Origin of the sequence: Gordonibacter sp. An230, assembly GCF_002159915.1 — a bacterium.
GTDB lineage: Bacteria > Actinomycetota > Coriobacteriia > Coriobacteriales > Eggerthellaceae > Rubneribacter.
In genome coordinates, this window is sequence record NZ_NFJP01000031.1 from 1 (window position 1) to 16,285 (window position 16,285).

Below are 16,285 nucleotides of genomic sequence, written 5' to 3' on the forward strand. Positions count from 1 at the left end.
GAGCGACAAATTCCAATTTGGCGGCCTGGCGGGCGAAGGCCGCGAACTCGCGCTGGAGGGGGAGAGGGGGTACGGGAACCTCCAAGGTCTTTATTTTTCCAGAGCTCAATGTAAATAACCCTGAGGTACTAACCGCCTTTGCAACAATCTGTTCGCGACCTGCTGGCGAAGAAAAATATGCAAGCGCAAACACAGGGAGTAAACCGGCATCCAAACGCACGCGGATAAGATGGTTCTGATGAATACATGGCTCAATTGAACCATTCCAAATCGCTGATCTGCCAATTTGATCTTTACTTCCATTCCCCTCAACGAACAGCAAGTCGCCCTTTCGTAGCAGGGTCTTATCTATTTCCGATTGCGAAGCCCCAATCGTCAGAACCTCTTCAAGATCGAGCTCTCCTTGCAATACATTAGCAACACGCAGATATGGAAGCTGCACGCCGTACTTATCTCGCTTGCTGTTTTTAGTTATTCCGCTCTGAATTTCAGAAACCTCTTCGAGCGCTTTGATATTCCAGCGGCCTTCTCCGAACATCTCGACAAACCGCGATTTGACCAGGGATTGGAGGCGGGAAATGGTCTTTTTTCGGCGTTCGATTAGGTCAAGTGATTTGTCGAGGGCTGCACAGATTTCTGCTTGGCGAGGTGCGGAGTGAGCAGGGAAGCTGGTTTCCTTGAGCAGCTTGAAATGCCTGCTGTAACCGAGGTTTTCGATGCGAACGCTTCGCAGGGCGTGATACCAGTAGCGATCATTGCCGGAGAGGGCGGGTTTCAGGATCTTCACTCCGTCTGCGCCCGCGAAGAACGGCTCCTCGATGTATTTTACGCATCGCGTGTGATCGCCGAACACTATCGCGGGTACGTCCGTAAAGAGCCCTTCCTCGCTATCGGAATAACCGCTTACGAGAAGTTGGCCTTGGTCTATGATTGGATGCGGGCCCTCATTCAGATAATCTTTCTGCTTTATCCGTGCCACGCCCCGAGACACCTCTTTGAATGCGGATGCAAAAGGAATCCGTTCCCCGCTAAACGCGGGTTTGCCAGTGCTAGCTTATGTATCGGTGGTGCGACTGCTTCACATTCTGCTGATCGACCATGGCGTAGCAGAGCGTCGTGTCGATCTTGCTGTGTCCAAGCAGCACTTGCACCTGTTCGATGGGCATTCCCTTGTCGATGGCCCGCGTCGCCAACGTTCGCCGGAATTTGTGAGGGTGAATTCTCTGCTGCCGCGCCATCGAGCCGAGCTTTCTCAGTCGTATTTCGACGCCGCTGATCTCAAGGCGATTGAATGGCGCATTGAGCGATGCGAAGAGAGCCGCGTTCCCATCTTGCCTTTGATCGAGATACGCTTTGAGATGCACTTTCGTGCGCGCGTCGAAGTACACTTTTCGCTCCTTACCGCCTTTGCCACGCACAACACATTCGCGGCCTTCGAAATCTATGTCGTCCCGGTTGAGCTTCACCAATTCGCCCACGCGCACGCCGGTTGAAGACAGCATGTCGATCATCGCCAAATCCCGCAACGTCGTGCAGTTGTCGCGCAGCGATTCCAAAGACTCGTCAGAGATGACCGGCTTGATGGCTTTGAGGGTGCGGATTTTCTTGATGCGCCGCACGGGGCTTTTGTATATGAGGTCTTCGATCTCAAGCCATGAGAACAGGCTTGAGATGACGCGCCGCACGTTGTCGGCGGTAACATTGCTCAAATTGCCTAGAGCTTGGTAATTGGCAAGATATTCCCGCACGTCGTCGGTCGAAACATGGGAGAGGGGCTTGCTAACCGACGTTATGAATTTCTTGAGGGTGGAAGAGTAGTAGCGAAGAGATCGTTCCGAGCAGCCTTCAAGCCGTTTTGCGCTCAAGAACGATTCAAGTAGGCCTTGATTGCTTGAGTGTTTTCCAGAAACGGGAGGGAAGTCGTTTTCGTCGATGAGGCAATGACTGAGCACGACATGGAGCCGCTTCATTTGCGCGCCATTGAGGGATGATGCCATCAGGCGTTCGATTTCGCTCATCGTGAGGAATTTCTCGTTCATGATGCCGCCTTTCGATTGTTTTGCAAGTCTTCGAGACGGCATGGTATCGAACCGGCGACGTCAAGCAATCCTCCTTTTTGAGAGGCTAATGGAAGAGGCATCGATGGTTGGACGCGGATTCTCCGAGGGATTGGCGGCAGGTTGACTGGGATGCGTGGGATTGCGAAAGCGCCACCGCGCATGAGCGCGCCGGGAGCACCTGAAAGACGGTTTGGGCGTCGCGAAAAGACGGGCTCCTCGGACGCGTCCGAGGAGCCCGTCGAGGGAAGGGGATGCGCGAAACGCTAGCCTACGTAGTCGGCAGCATTGTCGCCGGCGATACGGCCGAACGTGTAGATGTCGGCCATGGAGGTGGAGCCGAGTCGGTTCGTACCCATCTTATGCCCGGCCACCTCGCCGGCTGCGAACAGGCCGGGAATGGGCGCGCCCGCAGTGTCGAGCACTTCGGCGCTTGGGTTGATGCGCAAACCGCCCATCGTGTAGTGCACGGCTGGCTTGTACGTCATGATGTAGTAGGGCGGCGTGTCGATCTTGTGCATGGCGCCTCGATAATTGAAGTCGGGGTCGGCGCCTGCATCCACGTAGCCGTTCCATTGCTCGATGGTCTCGGCCAATGCCGCCGCATCGATGCCGAACGGTTCGCACGCCTCTTCGAGCGTGTCGGCCTTCACGCACAGCTTGCGGGACACGAGGTTCTCGAACTCGTCGGAGTGGATGTCAACCACCTTCGTCTCGTCGGCTGCGGCCTGGTCCCAGATCTCGTAAGCGCGCTCGTCGGTTTGGGCCAGCACGGCGCTTGACAGCACGTCGCGACGATCCAATTCCTCCACAAAGCGCTTGCCCTCTTTGTTGAACATGACGGTGCGCTCGTCAAGGCGCAGGTCGTCGAGGTAGAGCAGCGCGCCGGTGTCCACGTCGCAGATGGGATAGGTTTGGATGAGCTCCATGTCCACGAGATCGGCGCCGATCTCCGACGCCATGGTCAGTCCGTCGCCTTGCGCGCCCACCGAGTCGGTGGAGTTGAACTGCTCGCCGTAGTCCGGATTCGCCTTTGCGCGCATCTCCACGTTGGAACCGAAGCCGCCGCATGCCAATACAACCGCCTTGCAGCTGAACGAGTATTCGTTGCCCGTGACCGTGTTCTCGGCCTTCACTCCGCTGATGCTGCCATCCGAACCCGTGACAAGCGCCGTGGCCTTCGTGTTGTCGATGAGGGTGATGTTGTCGATGGACTGCGCCCGTGCAGTCAGTTTGGTGGTCATCGCATTGCCGATGTGTCCAGAGGGAATGATGGAGCGTTTGACCGAGTGGCCACCGAAGAACAGCAGGTTGTGCTCCCAGGACACGCCTCCCTCGAAGGTGAGCCATTGCGCCGCATCGTACACGCCGTTCGCGATGACGTTCACAAGCTCCGGGTCTCCACGGTTGTCGCCGCCTTCCAGCATGTCCTTTGCCAGCTGCTCGGGGGTGTCGGCCACGCCTTGGCTGGTCTGGATCCAGTTGCCGGGTACGGCCATCTCGCCACCGGAAAGGGCGGTGGAGCCGCCGAACACGCCGAGTTTCTCCATGAGCAGCACGTTCTTGCCTTTGTTCGCTGCGCTGATGGCGGCTGTAAACCCTGCGCCTCCGGTGCCGATGACGATGACGTCGTACGTTTCGGAGATGTCCTCGGCTGGTTGCTCGAGCGCTTTGTCGCGTTTCTTCCATTCCGACGATTTTTCACCGGCCTGGTCAAGCGCTTCCGCAACGGCGTTGAGGTAGGCCATGCTGGAAAGCGACGCGCCCGTCACCACGTCCACGTTGAGCGTCTGATTGTCCACGATAAGTTTGCCGAGTTTGTCGAAGCACACGTCGCCGAGCCCTAACGACTCGCGCGATTCCAGCACGTCGATGCGCTCGATGGCTCCGTCCTTCGTCACCACTTCCACCTGGATGGTTCCATGCTTGCCCATGCCGGTGCCTACGGTGGCGATTCCGGCGCCCTCGGGAAGCGCGCCGCCCGCGCTCTTGCTCGACGCTTCACCCGACGGCGCGCAACCTCCCAGCGCGAGCGCCCCGCCTGCGGTGGCGAGCGCCGCTCCGGTCAGAAACTGTCTGCGCGAAAGTCCCTCCATGATCATGTCCTTCCTTTTGACGTTTCCCGTCTCCTCGGCCTCTTGGCTTTCCTCGAGGCGGTTCCACCGTATCACCGATCACGCCGCTCGTTCGTCTGTCGGGCGGTTCAATGTGTAAACCTGACCGAGTTTAAAAATGTAACCCATGGCAAAACAGGCGGGCGGTCGGCGGGTTTCGGAGTAAGATGGGGACGAACCTTGCAGGGAGGGGAGAGTCTGCATGAAGGATTTCGTTGGGCGGTGGAGGGACGTGCTGATGCGCGTCGGCATGTTGCCCGCGGCGTTTCTCGGCGTGGGGCTGTATCGGGCGTGGCTTTCGACGTTCTTTCGTTACGAGGCGTTTCCCACCGTCGGTTTCTTCGATTACGCCCTGTTCGAAGGGGCAATCGGCGTCGCTTCCTTCGCGGTGGTGGCTTTTGCGCGTCGCGTCGTGCCGCTTTGGTGCAACAAGGCGCTGGTCAGGTTGACCGCCGCCTCTATGGTGGGCGGGTCGGCGTTGGTGGTGATCGCTTGTTTCGGCATGCCGGTCGCGGCGCTCAAATACGCGGGGCTCGTGCTGGCGGGAGCGGGACTGGCGCTGCTCATCCTCATGTGGGCAGAGTTTTTCGGGTCGCTCAACCCCATGCGCGTGGCGGTGTACTACGCGGGCGCCATCGTGCTGGGCGAGTGTTTCAAGTGGGTGTTCACCGGCCTTGAGCCGGCGCATATCGCCGTGTTTTCCTTGGTGCTCCCGCTTGTCTCGATCGACTGGGTGCGTCGCTCGATGCGGCGGCTTCCCGAACTCGACCTACCCAAGCCCATGGGCAAACCCCAGCTGTCTGAAGTGCCGTGGAAACCCGTTCTGCTCATGGGGGTGTGCACGCTCGCGACGGGGTTCGGCGTCCTGCCGGACAAGCCGCTTGTGACGGGGAACATCGTGGGTACGGTGCTCATGGCGCTGTTCGTGTTCTTCGGTGTGCTGTCGTCGTCGAAGTGGTTCAATTTCGATACCATCTACCAACTGGCGTTTCCTTTCATGACCGTGGGGTTGCTGCTCATCGTCCCGCAGTTCTCGCTCGATTTTCAAACGGCGGCGGCTTGCTATGACGCGGGGTACACCATGCTGTCCCTGTTCATCGTCCTCGTGCTGAGCAACATCACGTACCGCTTCGGCATCGCAGCAGCATGGCTCAACGGCATCGAGCGCGGTATTCGCTACCTTGTCGAGGCTCTCGGGTGGGGCGCGTTCGCGCTCGGATCGTCGTTTCTGACGCAGGGGCAGATGAACGTGCTGCATATCGGCATCGTTGCGGCAGTCGTCGTCGCGTTCGCGGCGTTGTTTCTTTCGGAGAAGCGCCTGTCCGCGAAATGGGGGATCAACCTCAAGGGCGATCCGGGGGAGGATGACGTGTTCTCTCCTGGGGTGTTGGCCATGCGCGTGTCGGATTTGTCGCACGACTGCAATCTGAGCCCGCGCGAGGAGGAGGTGCTGCAGCTGCTCGCGCGCCGGGAGACGGCGGCTCAGATCGGCGAAAAGCTGTTCGTGGCTCCCGGTACCGTAAAGGCGCATACGAGCCGCATCTACCGCAAACTCGGCGTCCGCAGCCGCGAAGAGCTCTACGAGCTGCTTGGACAGAGGGAGTGAAGGCGGGGCTGGTCCGCTGGGGTGCCAAGCGTGCGCGAGGTTGTCCGAGGCGCCGAAGCGCCGTATGCTTGGGCGTGCAGCGGCAGGTTGGGGTTTGCGCGGACAAACGGGGTGCGGGACGGTTGGCATGTTGAGGGGCTCGGACGAGGCTGGGCAGGGGGGATGTGGACAGCGAGGGCGCGGGTGGCGGCTCGAGTCGGGTGCGCATGTTGCCTTCGTCGTCGGCAGCTGCGGCAGCGGACACGGTCCGCGTCGCACACGAGGGCGTGACCGTGTTCGAGTGCGGCGCTGCAGGAAAGCCCCTATGGCGGCCACCGCGTCGTGCATGAGGGTGCGATCGGGTTCGTGTTCGGTATCGGCGGCGCGTTGCAGATGCGGCCATTGCGTCGTGCATGGGGCTCGGCCCGCATCGTCTGCCTATTAGCGGGTTTGGCCCGCCTCTTCCCCTTTCCCCTTTTTCGCTCGATGTCGATTTCGTTTGCGCTGCTTGCTGAGCTTCTATCGGCGGTTTGCAAGCTTCCAGTCATCGCCGCATCTCTTCCCGGCATCCAGCAGGTTCCGGTGGTCGCATGTCGATTTCGCTTACTGCGTTCAGTGATGTTGATGGGCTCTTGTCGGGAGCGAAGGGGAGGGCGTGGGTACTCGTATTCGGGAAGGTGCAGCGTGGCTTCTCGCGAGTCGATGGGCGCGCTCGCCGAGCGTGTGCGCCGCGCCTTGTATGTGGTGAGCGCGCGTCTTCGTGAAGCGATGGGCGAGTTCGTCGAGTGGGCAGTCGCGGGCAGGTGCGGTGTTCGCGTCTTCGCGAGTTGATGCGGCGCTGCGTTGCGCAACGAAGGAGCGTAGGTTGATGCGTGTTCGTGCCTTTACGAGTTGATGCGAGTTTGTAAAATGGCACAAATTTCGACCTATGGCAGCAATTTGAAGGATTTCCGGGAAGGTTTTGAGAATCAGCGTGGAAAACCCCAGGTGAATTGCTTCAGTCAGGCGTCTTTATTGCCACAGGTCGAAATTTGTGCCAAAATGGCCGACGTCCGTTGCTAAACCGAGATTGATGAAGGCCTTGAAACCCGCCGCGCAAATCCCTCCGGCGCTTGAAGAGCCCTCTGGTCCAGCGGATCGGTCTTTCGTTTCGTCCGGTCGCAAGAAGTTCGATGTGGAATCAGGTGAGTGCTGGTCCGTGTCGGTTTTGATCGGGTAGCGAAGACCAATGCTCTATGCCGAGCCAAGGTTGACGCCGGATTGCGTTTGCCGAAGTTCAAGCCGAGTCTTTTGCAGCCGGGCGAAGCGGAGGATCGCCCCGTTGGGCGGGGAACTTCCGCAGCGCTAGAGAGACGGTGCACGACGGGCTGATATAGACGAGGCCGGTATTGTTGAATTGGTTGATATAGAGGGGCGGCTATGGGCGAGACCAGCATTTTGCTCGGATACCTGTCTGCGTTGGAATACTGGCGGGCTGTCGGTCCGAGGTTCCTGCGCGGGAAACGCCAGCGACGCGAGGCCACGCAGCGGGCGCGGGAAATGCTTGCTGCCGGAAAGAAGCCGCGGCTATCGCCTGGCAACCGTCGTCCCGCTGGCGCGAAGCTTCCCGTCCGAGTGCTGGTGGGGGATGCGAAGTTCCGTACGCGAACCGCCTCCGTGCAGAGCCGCGTATGGCCCGCTATCCCCGACAACTCGATGGTCGATGCGGGCGAGGGGTTCCTTGTGAGCACGCCCGAGTTCTGTTTCCTGCAGATGGCTTCTCAACTGACACTCGTCCAGCTTGTGCTTCTGGCCTTCGAACTGAGCGGTACGTACGTTTTCGAAGAGCACGGTCCGGCGCGCCGTCGAGAAAGCCCACTCACTTCGATCAAGAAGCTGAACGAATTCGTCGGGGCGGCGGAGAACGCATCGGGCCGTGCGAAAGCCCTGCGCGCGTTGCGCTACGCGAGAGACCGCAGCGCCTCTCCTATGGAGTCGGCGCTTGCCATGATGCTGTGCATGCCGTACTCCCTTGGTGGCTATGGCGTGCCGTACCCCCTGTTTAACTATCATGTCGACGTTCCACCGTCTATGCGCGGAATGGTCGATCGCGCGTATTGCGAGTGCGATCTGTGCTGGCCGGAGTCGCGCTTGTGTGTGGAGTACGATAGTCGGCTCCATCATGCCGATGCCGAAAAGCAGGAGGAGGATGCGCGACGGCGCAACACGCTCATCACGCTTGGGCTTACGGTGATCACGGTGTCGCGCGGCCAACTCATGGATGGAGGCGCGTTCAATCGGCTTGCGCGGCAAGTGGCCAAGCAGACGGGCAAGCGCTTGCGCTACCGCGATCCGGAGTTCACGCGCAAGCATTTGGCGCTGCGGGGAGAGTTGTGGGCTGCGCTTCTCCCTCCGCGCACGTAGGCGCGTTCCGCTGCTCGTCTTCGCGCTTCCCTTCGCGTTCGTAGGCGCGATCCCTCGCACCTCCTGCCGCGCGGGCCATTCGGATGGAGGCCCTCCTGCCTCGAGTGCCCTTTCTGCGCTCGCCGGGAGGCGCGCGCAGGCTGTGTGGAGGCTGCTTTGAGTTTCGGTGACGAAGCGCGGCGGCGCGCGGCGAACGAAGCGCCGCTTTGCTATCATCAATCTCTATGGCGAAGGCGAAGAAACATGGATGGTTGAGGGCGATGCTGGGTGTGCTGCTGGGATGCGTGCTGGCAGTGGTTGCGGTGGTCGCGGCGACGAACGCGATCACGGTGCTGACCACGAAGGATCGCATCGTGGGTGCCGAGGCCGCCGCGTCGTTCGATGCGGATGCCATCGTGGTGTTGGGCGCGTCGGTGTACGCGGACGGTACACCGTCCGGCATCCTGCAAGACCGTCTCGACGACGGCATTGCCCTGTACTTCGCGGGCGTGGCGCCGAAAATCATCATGAGCGGCGACAACAGCACCGTGTCGTACAACGAAGTGAAGGCCATGAAGGACTACGCAGTGGCCCAGGGAGTTCCCAGCGCGGACGTGTTCTGCGACCATGCGGGCTTCTCCACCTACGAGAGCATGTACCGCGCCAAGCACGTGTTCGGCGCCGAGCGCATCGTCGTGGCCACGCAGACCTATCACCTGTACCGGGCGCTCTACGCGGCAAACGGCCTGGGCCTGGAGGCCGTCGGCGTGCCGAGCGACTACCGCGAGTACGCCCACCAGCTTCAATACGACATGCGCGAGATCCCTGCGCGCGCCAAGGACTTCTTCAAGACGCTGCTTCGCGTGCCTTCGACGTTCGTGGGGGATCCCATTAGCCTTGAGCAATCGGGTGACGTCACCGAAAGCTAGTCGGATGCGAGCTCGCGCGCTGCGGACAGCGCGTCGTCGTAGGCGGTGCGGGCCTGCGGCATGCGGTCACGCGCGGCGGCCGCATCGCCCGCGCGCAGCGCGTCGGTGATGGCGCAGGCGTGCTCGTGCAGAACGCGAAACGACAGGCTGCCGGCCACGCCTTTGAGGGAGTGCGCTTCGCACAGCGCCGTCTCGGCGTCGCCTGCTGACAGCGCTCGCTCGAGCGCGGGGAAGTGCGGGTCGTCCGCGAACTTTACCGCCAGCCGACGATAGAGCGCCTCGTTTCCGTCGAAACGTCGCAGGGCGTCTTGGTAATCGACGCCACGAGCGCGCAGGCGCTGCTCGAGCGATGCGTCGCCCCTTTTGCCGTCCATGTTCGTCAGTCCTCCAATTCGCTCGGGTCGAACGATTCGATGAGATCCAAAAGCTCCTGCTTCTTGTGGATGTCGAGTTTCGCGTAGATGCGCTTCGAGTGCGTCCGGATGGTGTTCTCGGACACCACGAGGTCTTCGGCAATGCGCGCCACGGTGTTGCCGCGCGCGATGAGCTCCATCACCTCGGCTTCGCGTGCGCTCAAACGGTAATGTTGCTGCAGGGCGGCGGCTTGCTTCGAGATACGGTCCTGGTAGACACGCTCCTCAGGACCCAGTCGCCGCGGTCGTTGCGCGTGTGCGTTTGCGCCGTTTGCCGGGCTCGTCTCGCGTGCCGCTTGCCTGCGTTGGCTTTTAGGCGTCCCCTGGCTTTCGACAGGCTGCGGCTTCCTTTCGCTATCCGTTGTCGCATTCGGGGTCGCGTCTTGGGCGGAGCGTCCGGTCTCGGATTTTCGTCCAGACGCGTGCGGGGCTCGCAGCGCCACGAGTTCGATGCTGGCTGCGGCGTCGGCATTATCGACATCGCGCTTGAATATGCGCACGAAGCCGCCTTGCCCGATGAAGTACATGAGTCCGAGCAAATACACCGCCACAAGAGCCACCACGGCAAGCGGGGCGACGCCCATCACCATGATCTGCTCGGCGAACGTCCCTCCGATGAAGCCCACGTCGTGCAGGGCGTACACGATGCCGCCGAAGAACCCATAGATGAACACGGGGTTGATGCCGCGGTCGCGCGAGGCCTGCGCGCATTGGATCATCATGAGCATGATGGCCACGCTGTACACGGCGTACAGGATGGCGGCAAGCCAGCGGACGTACCCCTCGGGCAGAAACGGCAGCATTAAGAACCCCGTGATCACGATGGGGAAGAACACGCGGTACGCTCCCACCACGTTCAGGCGCAGGTTCTTGAACTGCCACAGCACGAGCAGGGCTATGGCGGCGGCGCACATGCCTCCCATCGACAACGCATTCACGAGCGATCCGACCGCCGGCTCGCCGATGGCGAGCGAGCGCATGATGCCGGTGCAGAACCCGAGCGCGCCCACGCACAGCGCACTGCGCCAGTAGTCGTGCGCCACGCGCCGGTACACGCGCGGATGCTCGCGCGGAACGTCTTGGAACATGGCCTGGTCGCGGTCGATTGTTCGACTTTTCAATGCGATGGTCAGGCCAAATAGAGGCAGGAACACGAGCGGAATCAGAAACGCCGTCACAGCCTGGGGGATGAGGTAAAGCGAGAAGTAGAGCACCGCGGCCCAAGCGGTTCCCAGGATGAGCTCGCGGTTGCCGCTATCGGCATCTTGGCTGGCGAACAGCCGTTGCCACAGCATGTAGAACCCTGCCGAGCCCAGCCCTAGGAGCGCGCCGCCCGCAACCACGAGCGGAAGCGACCAATCGCTTAGATAGATGGCTCCGATCAGGCAGCACCATCCCAGCAGGTAGGGAACGGTGGCAAGCCGCACGATGAACGTGCGCGTGGGGCCGGGCACGAAGTACCCGCCTATCATGCTGGCGAAGTAGCTTGCCGAGAACACGACGGACTGCGCGAAGAAGAACCAGAACACGATCTGGGGTGTTTGGAACTCCAAGGGAAGGAACGGGAACACGCCGCCCCACACCCCTGCGGCGTTGATAGCCAGGAACAGCGCGTAACCGAGCGTTGTGATGCTGGGCGTGAATATGCGGACGATGCTTTGAAGCTGCACGTGCTTCCTTTCCCCGCGATCGGCTCATGCAGGCGCAAGGGCTAGCATACCAGACTTTTCCGGGGCCGCACGTGCCGGAGCCGCGACGTTGCGGTTTCGGCGTGCGACATGTTCCGCACCGTCCTTCCGCTTCGTCTTTCCGCAGGCGTGCCGTCTTTCGCCGCCGTTCGAAGATGGCTGCCTTTTGGGCGAAAGGGCGTTTTCGGGCGCGAGGGCGCAAGGGTCGCATGCTTGCGGGGCGAGGCGGGGCGGTTTGCCGACGCGCATGGCGACGCTCGCGCGCAAAGCGGCTCTGCACGCGGGGAATGTGCGTTCAGCGAACGGCCCCGCTGATCGCGATGGCGTCATGGACCGCGCCGGGATCGCGCGGAGCGGTCATGTGCGCTCTTGCCCCGTCTCCCTTCCATCGCGCGTACGCCCCCTTGAAAAGTGGGTCGTTCAGCGAACGCAAGCCTATCGCAGTTTTGGGAAGAACGCGAGTTTCGCTCGAGGCGAGGGCTCGAGTTCGCCAAAGAAGAGGCCGGGAGCGAAGCGGCTTGGCTGCGGATGGCGCAGTCGCGATCGGCGCGGCGCGTGGTCCTTTGCGAGCTGCGGGATTCGGTACCGTGGCGATCAGGCGACGGGGCGGCTGCGGCGGGGATACGGGTTGACGAACGATGCGGTCGCCCGGCGTGATCGAGCGATCAGGCAGGTAGGATGGGCCCATCGAAAACGACGGTTGGGCCCCTGCGCATGCGTTCGCGGCCCGTGAGGAGGTGCAGTCATGAGCCTGGCGCTCTTGCAACTGCCGATGACGCTGTTCACTACGTTGGTGCCGATGGCATCGGGCGCGTTCATCGGGTTGGCCATCGCGTTTCTGACGACGCGCTTTTCGGATGGGTGCCTTAAACGTATTGACCGCTGGACGCTTCTTCCCCTCGGCATCATCGCGGTGGGCTTCGTTGCGGCCTTTTTGTCGCTCGCATTCCCGCAGGGGGCAACAAGCGTTCTGCGAGATATTGGCGGAGCCGGCTTTGCGACCGGGATGATCGTTCCGTTGACGGGTTTGGCGTTCTCGTCTCTTGCGGTGGTGTATTGGATCATTGCCTTGACCGGGAATTTGGGCTATCGGGCGAGAACCGTGTTCGCCGTCGTGGTGGGGGTAGGCGCGCTCGCGCTGTCGTTGTCCATCGGCATGTCGCTAGCGGGCTCGTCCGCCTTGTCGTGGAGCGCGCTGCCCACGGTCGTCGGGCTGATGGGATTCTGCGTGGCGGGCGGCGTGCCGCTTGGCGTGCTTGTGGTTGCGCTGGGAGGCGGATTGCAAGAAGCGGAGAACGCGCGGTTCGCGTCGGCGTTGGTGGTTGCGGCGTTCATCGGCGTGGTGGCGTCGATTTTCGGAGTGGCGTCCCAGATGCTGTTCGCGCAGTCGCTGGTCGCTGCACTTGTTCCGGGTGCCGAGGCCTTGCCTGGTTCGTGGGTGTACTTGGTGATCTCCATCATCGGGTTTGTCGTCATGCTGGCATGCCTGCGAACGGCCCTTTCGCCTGATCGCACGTCCGCGCTCGGGCGAACTGCCGGCGCAACTGCAGGGGTGCCCATACGTGATCGCGGCGACGTTCTGCCGGTGGGCGAGCGTTCGGCCGTTCCGCTTCTCGTGGGCGGGAACGCCGCTGTGCTGGCTGCAATCTTCGTGGCGTGCCTTGTGTTCTATGCGCTGCCCGTGTGAGCTGCGTTGAGGGGAGGGGCGAGGCTCCCTCCCTCTCTCCCTTGTGCCCGAGGTTGCAGAGGCGGCGGCAAGCGCGCGGCGCGCAAGAGGGTGTTGGCCTCCGCATCGCGTGCCGTTCGGTTTGCGGTGACGAGGGGAGGCGTGATCGTAGACGGGCTCTGCGCGCGCCGTCCTCCCGAATGCGCAAGATTCGCCAGATCGCCACCCGGAAGGCCGATGTTCGTAGCGATAGCGAAGTCGCATAAAGTGTTTCCCCGTTCAAGAAAAACGTTACAGCTGAGGAAAAAGGATGCGGGTTCCGAGATGTCTTCTTCGCTTGCTGTTCGGCAGCAATCTGGCGAATCTGGCGAAAAGCACCCTGTGCGTTGCGAAGATGGCGGGCGGGGCCTTGGCGCTTTCGGCGCTTGCTCGCTCTTCGGTTTTGCCCGTGGGCCAGCTGTTGTTTCCCGGTGACTGCGCAAGTCTTCAGACGCTGAGCCTTCTTTGCGGAAGAGGTCGCCCGAATGGAGGAGAAGGGGCGGGGCGCAGGTAAGGGAGCGCATGCGGGAAGGCATCCAAGAAAGGACGCGTGCGGACGTATGCAAGATGCGAAGAAGCACATGTGCAGTGAGCGGGGGTTTGAATAGAGGCGGTAAGTCAGAGACGGGGAAGGGCGCTCGTGGAGGCCGAAATGCCTCGAGTTGTTCTGAAGGTCTGATCCTCTAGCGTCTTTCGTTGCGGCGGTCGAGAGACGCGGTCCTCTCGGGGTGGGGCTCGCCTTGCAGTTCGAAGAAGATTGCGAGATGGAGTGGATGGGGTGGCGGTGTGCGCAGGGGCGGGTGCCATGACGTGCCCGTGCGCATGAGTCCGAGCATGCGGAAAGCAGCGCTCATTTAAAGCGTCCCTTCTGTCACCCGTTTGTATGTGACCCCTTCTGAACTGGTAAGATGTCAAATTCGCACGTTTTATGTGACACGTGCCCAAGCTGAAATGGGTATGGTTGGCCTGCTTTGACGAGAGTGCGTTCTAGAGAAGGGGGAGTGCAATGTCTGAAGCAATGCCGACTTTGAGCCGTCGCGCGTTCGTGAAGACGACGGGGGCGCTCGGCGCGCTGGCCGCCGTCGGCGGCGCGGCTGCGACCGATTCGCTCTTCGGAAACGGCGTGGCGCAGGCGTCTGCCGACAGCGAGGAGAAGGTCACCTGGGGCCACTGTGCCATCAACTGCCCGGGTCGCTGCGCTTTGCGTATCCATACGAAAGACGACGAGGTTGTGTGGGTTGAAGGTGACACGTCGGATGACAACAATATCGATGAAATGCAAGTGAGGTGCTGCTTGCGTGGGCGTTCGTATCGCCGGTGGATTAATCATCCTGATCGACTGAACTACCCTATGAAACGTGTTGGACGACGTGGCGAGGGGAAGTTTGAAAGAATCTCCTGGGATGAAGCCATTGATACGATTGCCGAGAAATTGAAATACACTATCGATACGTACGGAAACGAGGCAATTTACATTCACATGGGTTCTGGCACCAGCTCCACTACTGCGCGCCCGTACTGGCGTATGTTTAATGTGCTTGGGGGGTCGCTGCAGTTTTATGGCAGCTATTCAACTCATCAGCTTACCTATACGACGCCGTTCGTTATTGGTTCGGGATCGGGGTCCACGCTCAATGTGATTGAGGATGCTACGTTGTATTTGGCCTTTGGTTCCAATCCTACGGTAACGACGCAAGGTGGCGGTTGCGGGCATACGGATTATGTTCGTATGCGCGAGAACACCAAGGCAAAGATTGTTCATGTCGATCCGCGTTTGACGGACACTGTAGCCGGGCATTGTGACGAGTGGTTGCCCATCAATCCGGGAACCGATGCGGCTCTTATCGCCGGTTTAGCCCATTATCTTATCGAGCATGATCTGGTCGATCTGGATTTCCTGCACACCTATTGCGTAGGCTACGACGAAGAGACTATGCCAGAAGCTTACAAGGGCAGGAATATGTCCTACTATGCTTACATCATGGGCGAAGGTTACGATAAGGTAGAGAAGACGCCAGAGTGGGCCTCTAAAATTACCGGAATAGCTCCTCAGAAAATTGAAGAATTGGCACAGGAGATTGGCACCACGGAAGCTTTGTTCGTTGATCAGGGATATGGTTCTCAGCGTAGAAGTAATGGTGAGTGGAATTGCTGGGCAATCATGGTTCTTCCTGCGCTTGTGGGTCAAGTTGGCAAGCCGGGAACGAATAGCGGTTATCCCCATGGAAGCTACTCAATCAATCTGACCTCCATCCCTGATCTCGAAAATCCCATAAAGGAGCAGATTCCCTGCTACCTTTACACTGACGCTATTGACCACGGACACGAGATGACTGCTAAAAATGCAGGAGTTAAAAGCGGCGACGCAGTTAAGAGCGACATTAAATTTATGTTCTATGGGGCAGGCAATTGCTTGACGAATCAGCATGGCGACATTAATCGAACTCACGATATACTAGCAGATGAGAGTAAGTGTGAATTCATCGTCTGCACGAACACGGTTTTGTGCGACTCTGCGAAGTATGCGGATATCCTTCTTCCCGATTCATTCCGTTTTGAACAGGTGTCGATGATTGGCACGGGCGGTGATACCGGCTACATGATTGCCGGCCAACCGTGCACGAGTCGTAAATTCGAGCGTAAGGATCCTTACGAGATCGCCACGCTCATTTCGCGAGCCATGGGAACAGAAGAAGAGTTTACCGAAGGAAAAACCCAGGAGGAGTGGATCAAGGAACTCTACGAAAAAGATCGTGCCAAAGATCCCTCCTTGCCAACGTATGACGAGGCAATGGAAATGGGAGTGTATAAGAAAGCGAATCCCAAGGGCAAAACCATCGCGTTGGAAGCGTTCGTTGCGGATCCTTCTGCGAATCCTCTTAAGACGGCGTCTGGCAAGATAGAGATATTTTCCGAGTCTGTGGAGAAGCTTGCCGAGACATGGGATCTTGCGGAAGACGAGCAATTCCATGGCTTACCGCTGTATATTCCCGAATGGTATGGTGTTGAGACGACGACGAAAGAAAACCCTCTCGTTTTGACGGGATTCCACTATCGCGGTCGTCAGCACTCTTCGTGGGGCAATATTGACATTTTGAAAGAGGCTAATCCTCAAGAGGTTTGGATCAACCCAGCCGATGCGGAGGAACGAGGGATTGTTTCGGGTGACACCGTTTCTGTAACGAATGATTTCGGTGAGACTCATCTGCTTGCCAAAGTAACGCCTCGCATAGTTCCCGGAACTGTCGCCATATCTCAGGGTGCTTGGCACGAAGCGGATATGTATGGCGACCGTGTGGACAAGGGCGGATGTATCAATACACTTACTTGCTATCGTCCCTCGCCATTGTCGAAAGGCAATCCGCAGCATTCCAATATCTGTCAAGTGACGAAGATCGCGGGTTAAGGAGGG

At 59.9% G+C, this 16,285-nt stretch carries 10 protein-coding genes; 5 read left to right on the plus strand and 5 right to left on the minus strand.

Annotation, left to right across the window (positions count from 1 at the left end; translation table 11 throughout):
* From B5F40_RS13355 to B5F40_RS13365, 3 genes are all read right to left on the minus strand, one after another.
* On the minus strand, window positions 1-979 hold a 979-nt coding region (locus B5F40_RS13355), incomplete at its 3' end, for a restriction endonuclease subunit S (RefSeq protein ID WP_087194779.1).
* A 70-nt stretch (window positions 980-1,049) separates the two neighbouring features.
* Window positions 1,050-2,039, minus strand: a complete 990-nt coding sequence (gene xerA, locus B5F40_RS13360; protein ID WP_087194780.1) for a site-specific tyrosine recombinase/integron integrase — start codon at window positions 2,037-2,039, stop codon at window positions 1,050-1,052.
* 284 nt (window positions 2,040-2,323) lie between these two features.
* Window positions 2,324-4,153 (minus strand): flavocytochrome c, encoded by a 1,830-nt coding sequence (locus B5F40_RS13365; RefSeq protein ID WP_087194803.1) that lies wholly within the window; start codon window positions 4,151-4,153, stop codon window positions 2,324-2,326.
* A 220-nt stretch (window positions 4,154-4,373) separates the two neighbouring features.
* On the opposite strand from B5F40_RS13365, the gene B5F40_RS13370 reads away from it, so the two are divergent.
* The 3 genes from B5F40_RS13370 (at window position 4,374) to B5F40_RS13380 (ending at window position 9,067) form a co-directional block, all read left to right on the plus strand.
* The gene (locus tag B5F40_RS13370; RefSeq protein WP_087194781.1) at window positions 4,374-5,777 is read left to right on the plus strand and encodes a helix-turn-helix domain-containing protein; all 1,404 of its coding nucleotides are present in this window, start codon (window positions 4,374-4,376) and stop codon (window positions 5,775-5,777) included.
* A 1,398-nt stretch (window positions 5,778-7,175) separates the two neighbouring features.
* Entirely contained in the window at window positions 7,176-8,159 is a 984-nt protein-coding gene (locus B5F40_RS13375) for an endonuclease domain-containing protein (protein ID WP_239443062.1), read from the plus strand.
* A gap of 260 nt (window positions 8,160-8,419) precedes the next feature.
* The gene (locus B5F40_RS13380) at window positions 8,420-9,067 is read left to right on the plus strand and encodes a SanA/YdcF family protein (protein ID WP_087194805.1); all 648 of its coding nucleotides are present in this window, start codon (window positions 8,420-8,422) and stop codon (window positions 9,065-9,067) included.
* On the opposite strand, the gene B5F40_RS13385 is transcribed toward B5F40_RS13380, so the two are convergent.
* Both B5F40_RS13385 and B5F40_RS13390 read right to left on the minus strand, forming a co-directional pair.
* Window positions 9,064-9,441, minus strand: coding sequence for an Hpt domain-containing protein (locus B5F40_RS13385; RefSeq protein ID WP_087194782.1), 378 nt, complete (start codon window positions 9,439-9,441; stop codon window positions 9,064-9,066). The genes B5F40_RS13380 and B5F40_RS13385 overlap by 4 nt on opposite strands.
* Window positions 9,442-9,446: 5 nt before the next feature.
* A complete protein-coding gene (locus tag B5F40_RS13390; RefSeq protein ID WP_087194783.1) occupies window positions 9,447-11,150 on the minus strand; it encodes a helix-turn-helix transcriptional regulator in 1,704 nt (567 codons plus the stop codon).
* Window positions 11,151-11,913: 763 nt separating this feature from the next.
* Between B5F40_RS13390 and B5F40_RS13395 the strand changes: the two genes are divergently transcribed.
* Both B5F40_RS13395 and B5F40_RS13405 read left to right on the plus strand, forming a co-directional pair.
* Window positions 11,914-12,855 carry a DMSO reductase gene (locus tag B5F40_RS13395; RefSeq protein WP_087194784.1) on the plus strand — a complete coding sequence of 314 codons (942 nt, stop codon included), beginning with the start codon at window positions 11,914-11,916 and terminating at the stop codon, window positions 12,853-12,855.
* Between the two features lie 1,024 nt (window positions 12,856-13,879).
* Complete coding sequence (locus B5F40_RS13405) at window positions 13,880-16,279, plus strand: DMSO/selenate family reductase complex A subunit (protein ID WP_087194786.1); 2,400 nt, start codon at window positions 13,880-13,882, stop codon at window positions 16,277-16,279.
* Window positions 16,280-16,285: the final 6 nt, after the last annotated feature.

Coding starts and splice junctions, on each gene's coding strand:
- B5F40_RS13370 (WP_087194781.1), top strand. CDS start 4,374: ATGAAGGATTTCGTTGGGCGGTGGAGGGACGTGCTGATGCGCGTCGGC.
- B5F40_RS13375 (WP_239443062.1), top strand. CDS start 7,176: ATGGGCGAGACCAGCATTTTGCTCGGATACCTGTCTGCGTTGGAATAC.
- B5F40_RS13405 (WP_087194786.1), top strand. CDS start 13,880: ATGTCTGAAGCAATGCCGACTTTGAGCCGTCGCGCGTTCGTGAAGACG.
- B5F40_RS13385 (WP_087194782.1), bottom strand. CDS start 9,441: ATGGACGGCAAAAGGGGCGACGCATCGCTCGAGCAGCGCCTGCGCGCT.
- B5F40_RS13380 (WP_087194805.1), top strand. CDS start 8,420: ATGCTGGGTGTGCTGCTGGGATGCGTGCTGGCAGTGGTTGCGGTGGTC.
- B5F40_RS13395 (WP_087194784.1), top strand. CDS start 11,914: ATGAGCCTGGCGCTCTTGCAACTGCCGATGACGCTGTTCACTACGTTG.
- xerA (WP_087194780.1), bottom strand. CDS start 2,039: ATGAACGAGAAATTCCTCACGATGAGCGAAATCGAACGCCTGATGGCA.
- B5F40_RS13365 (WP_087194803.1), bottom strand. CDS start 4,153: ATGGAGGGACTTTCGCGCAGACAGTTTCTGACCGGAGCGGCGCTCGCC.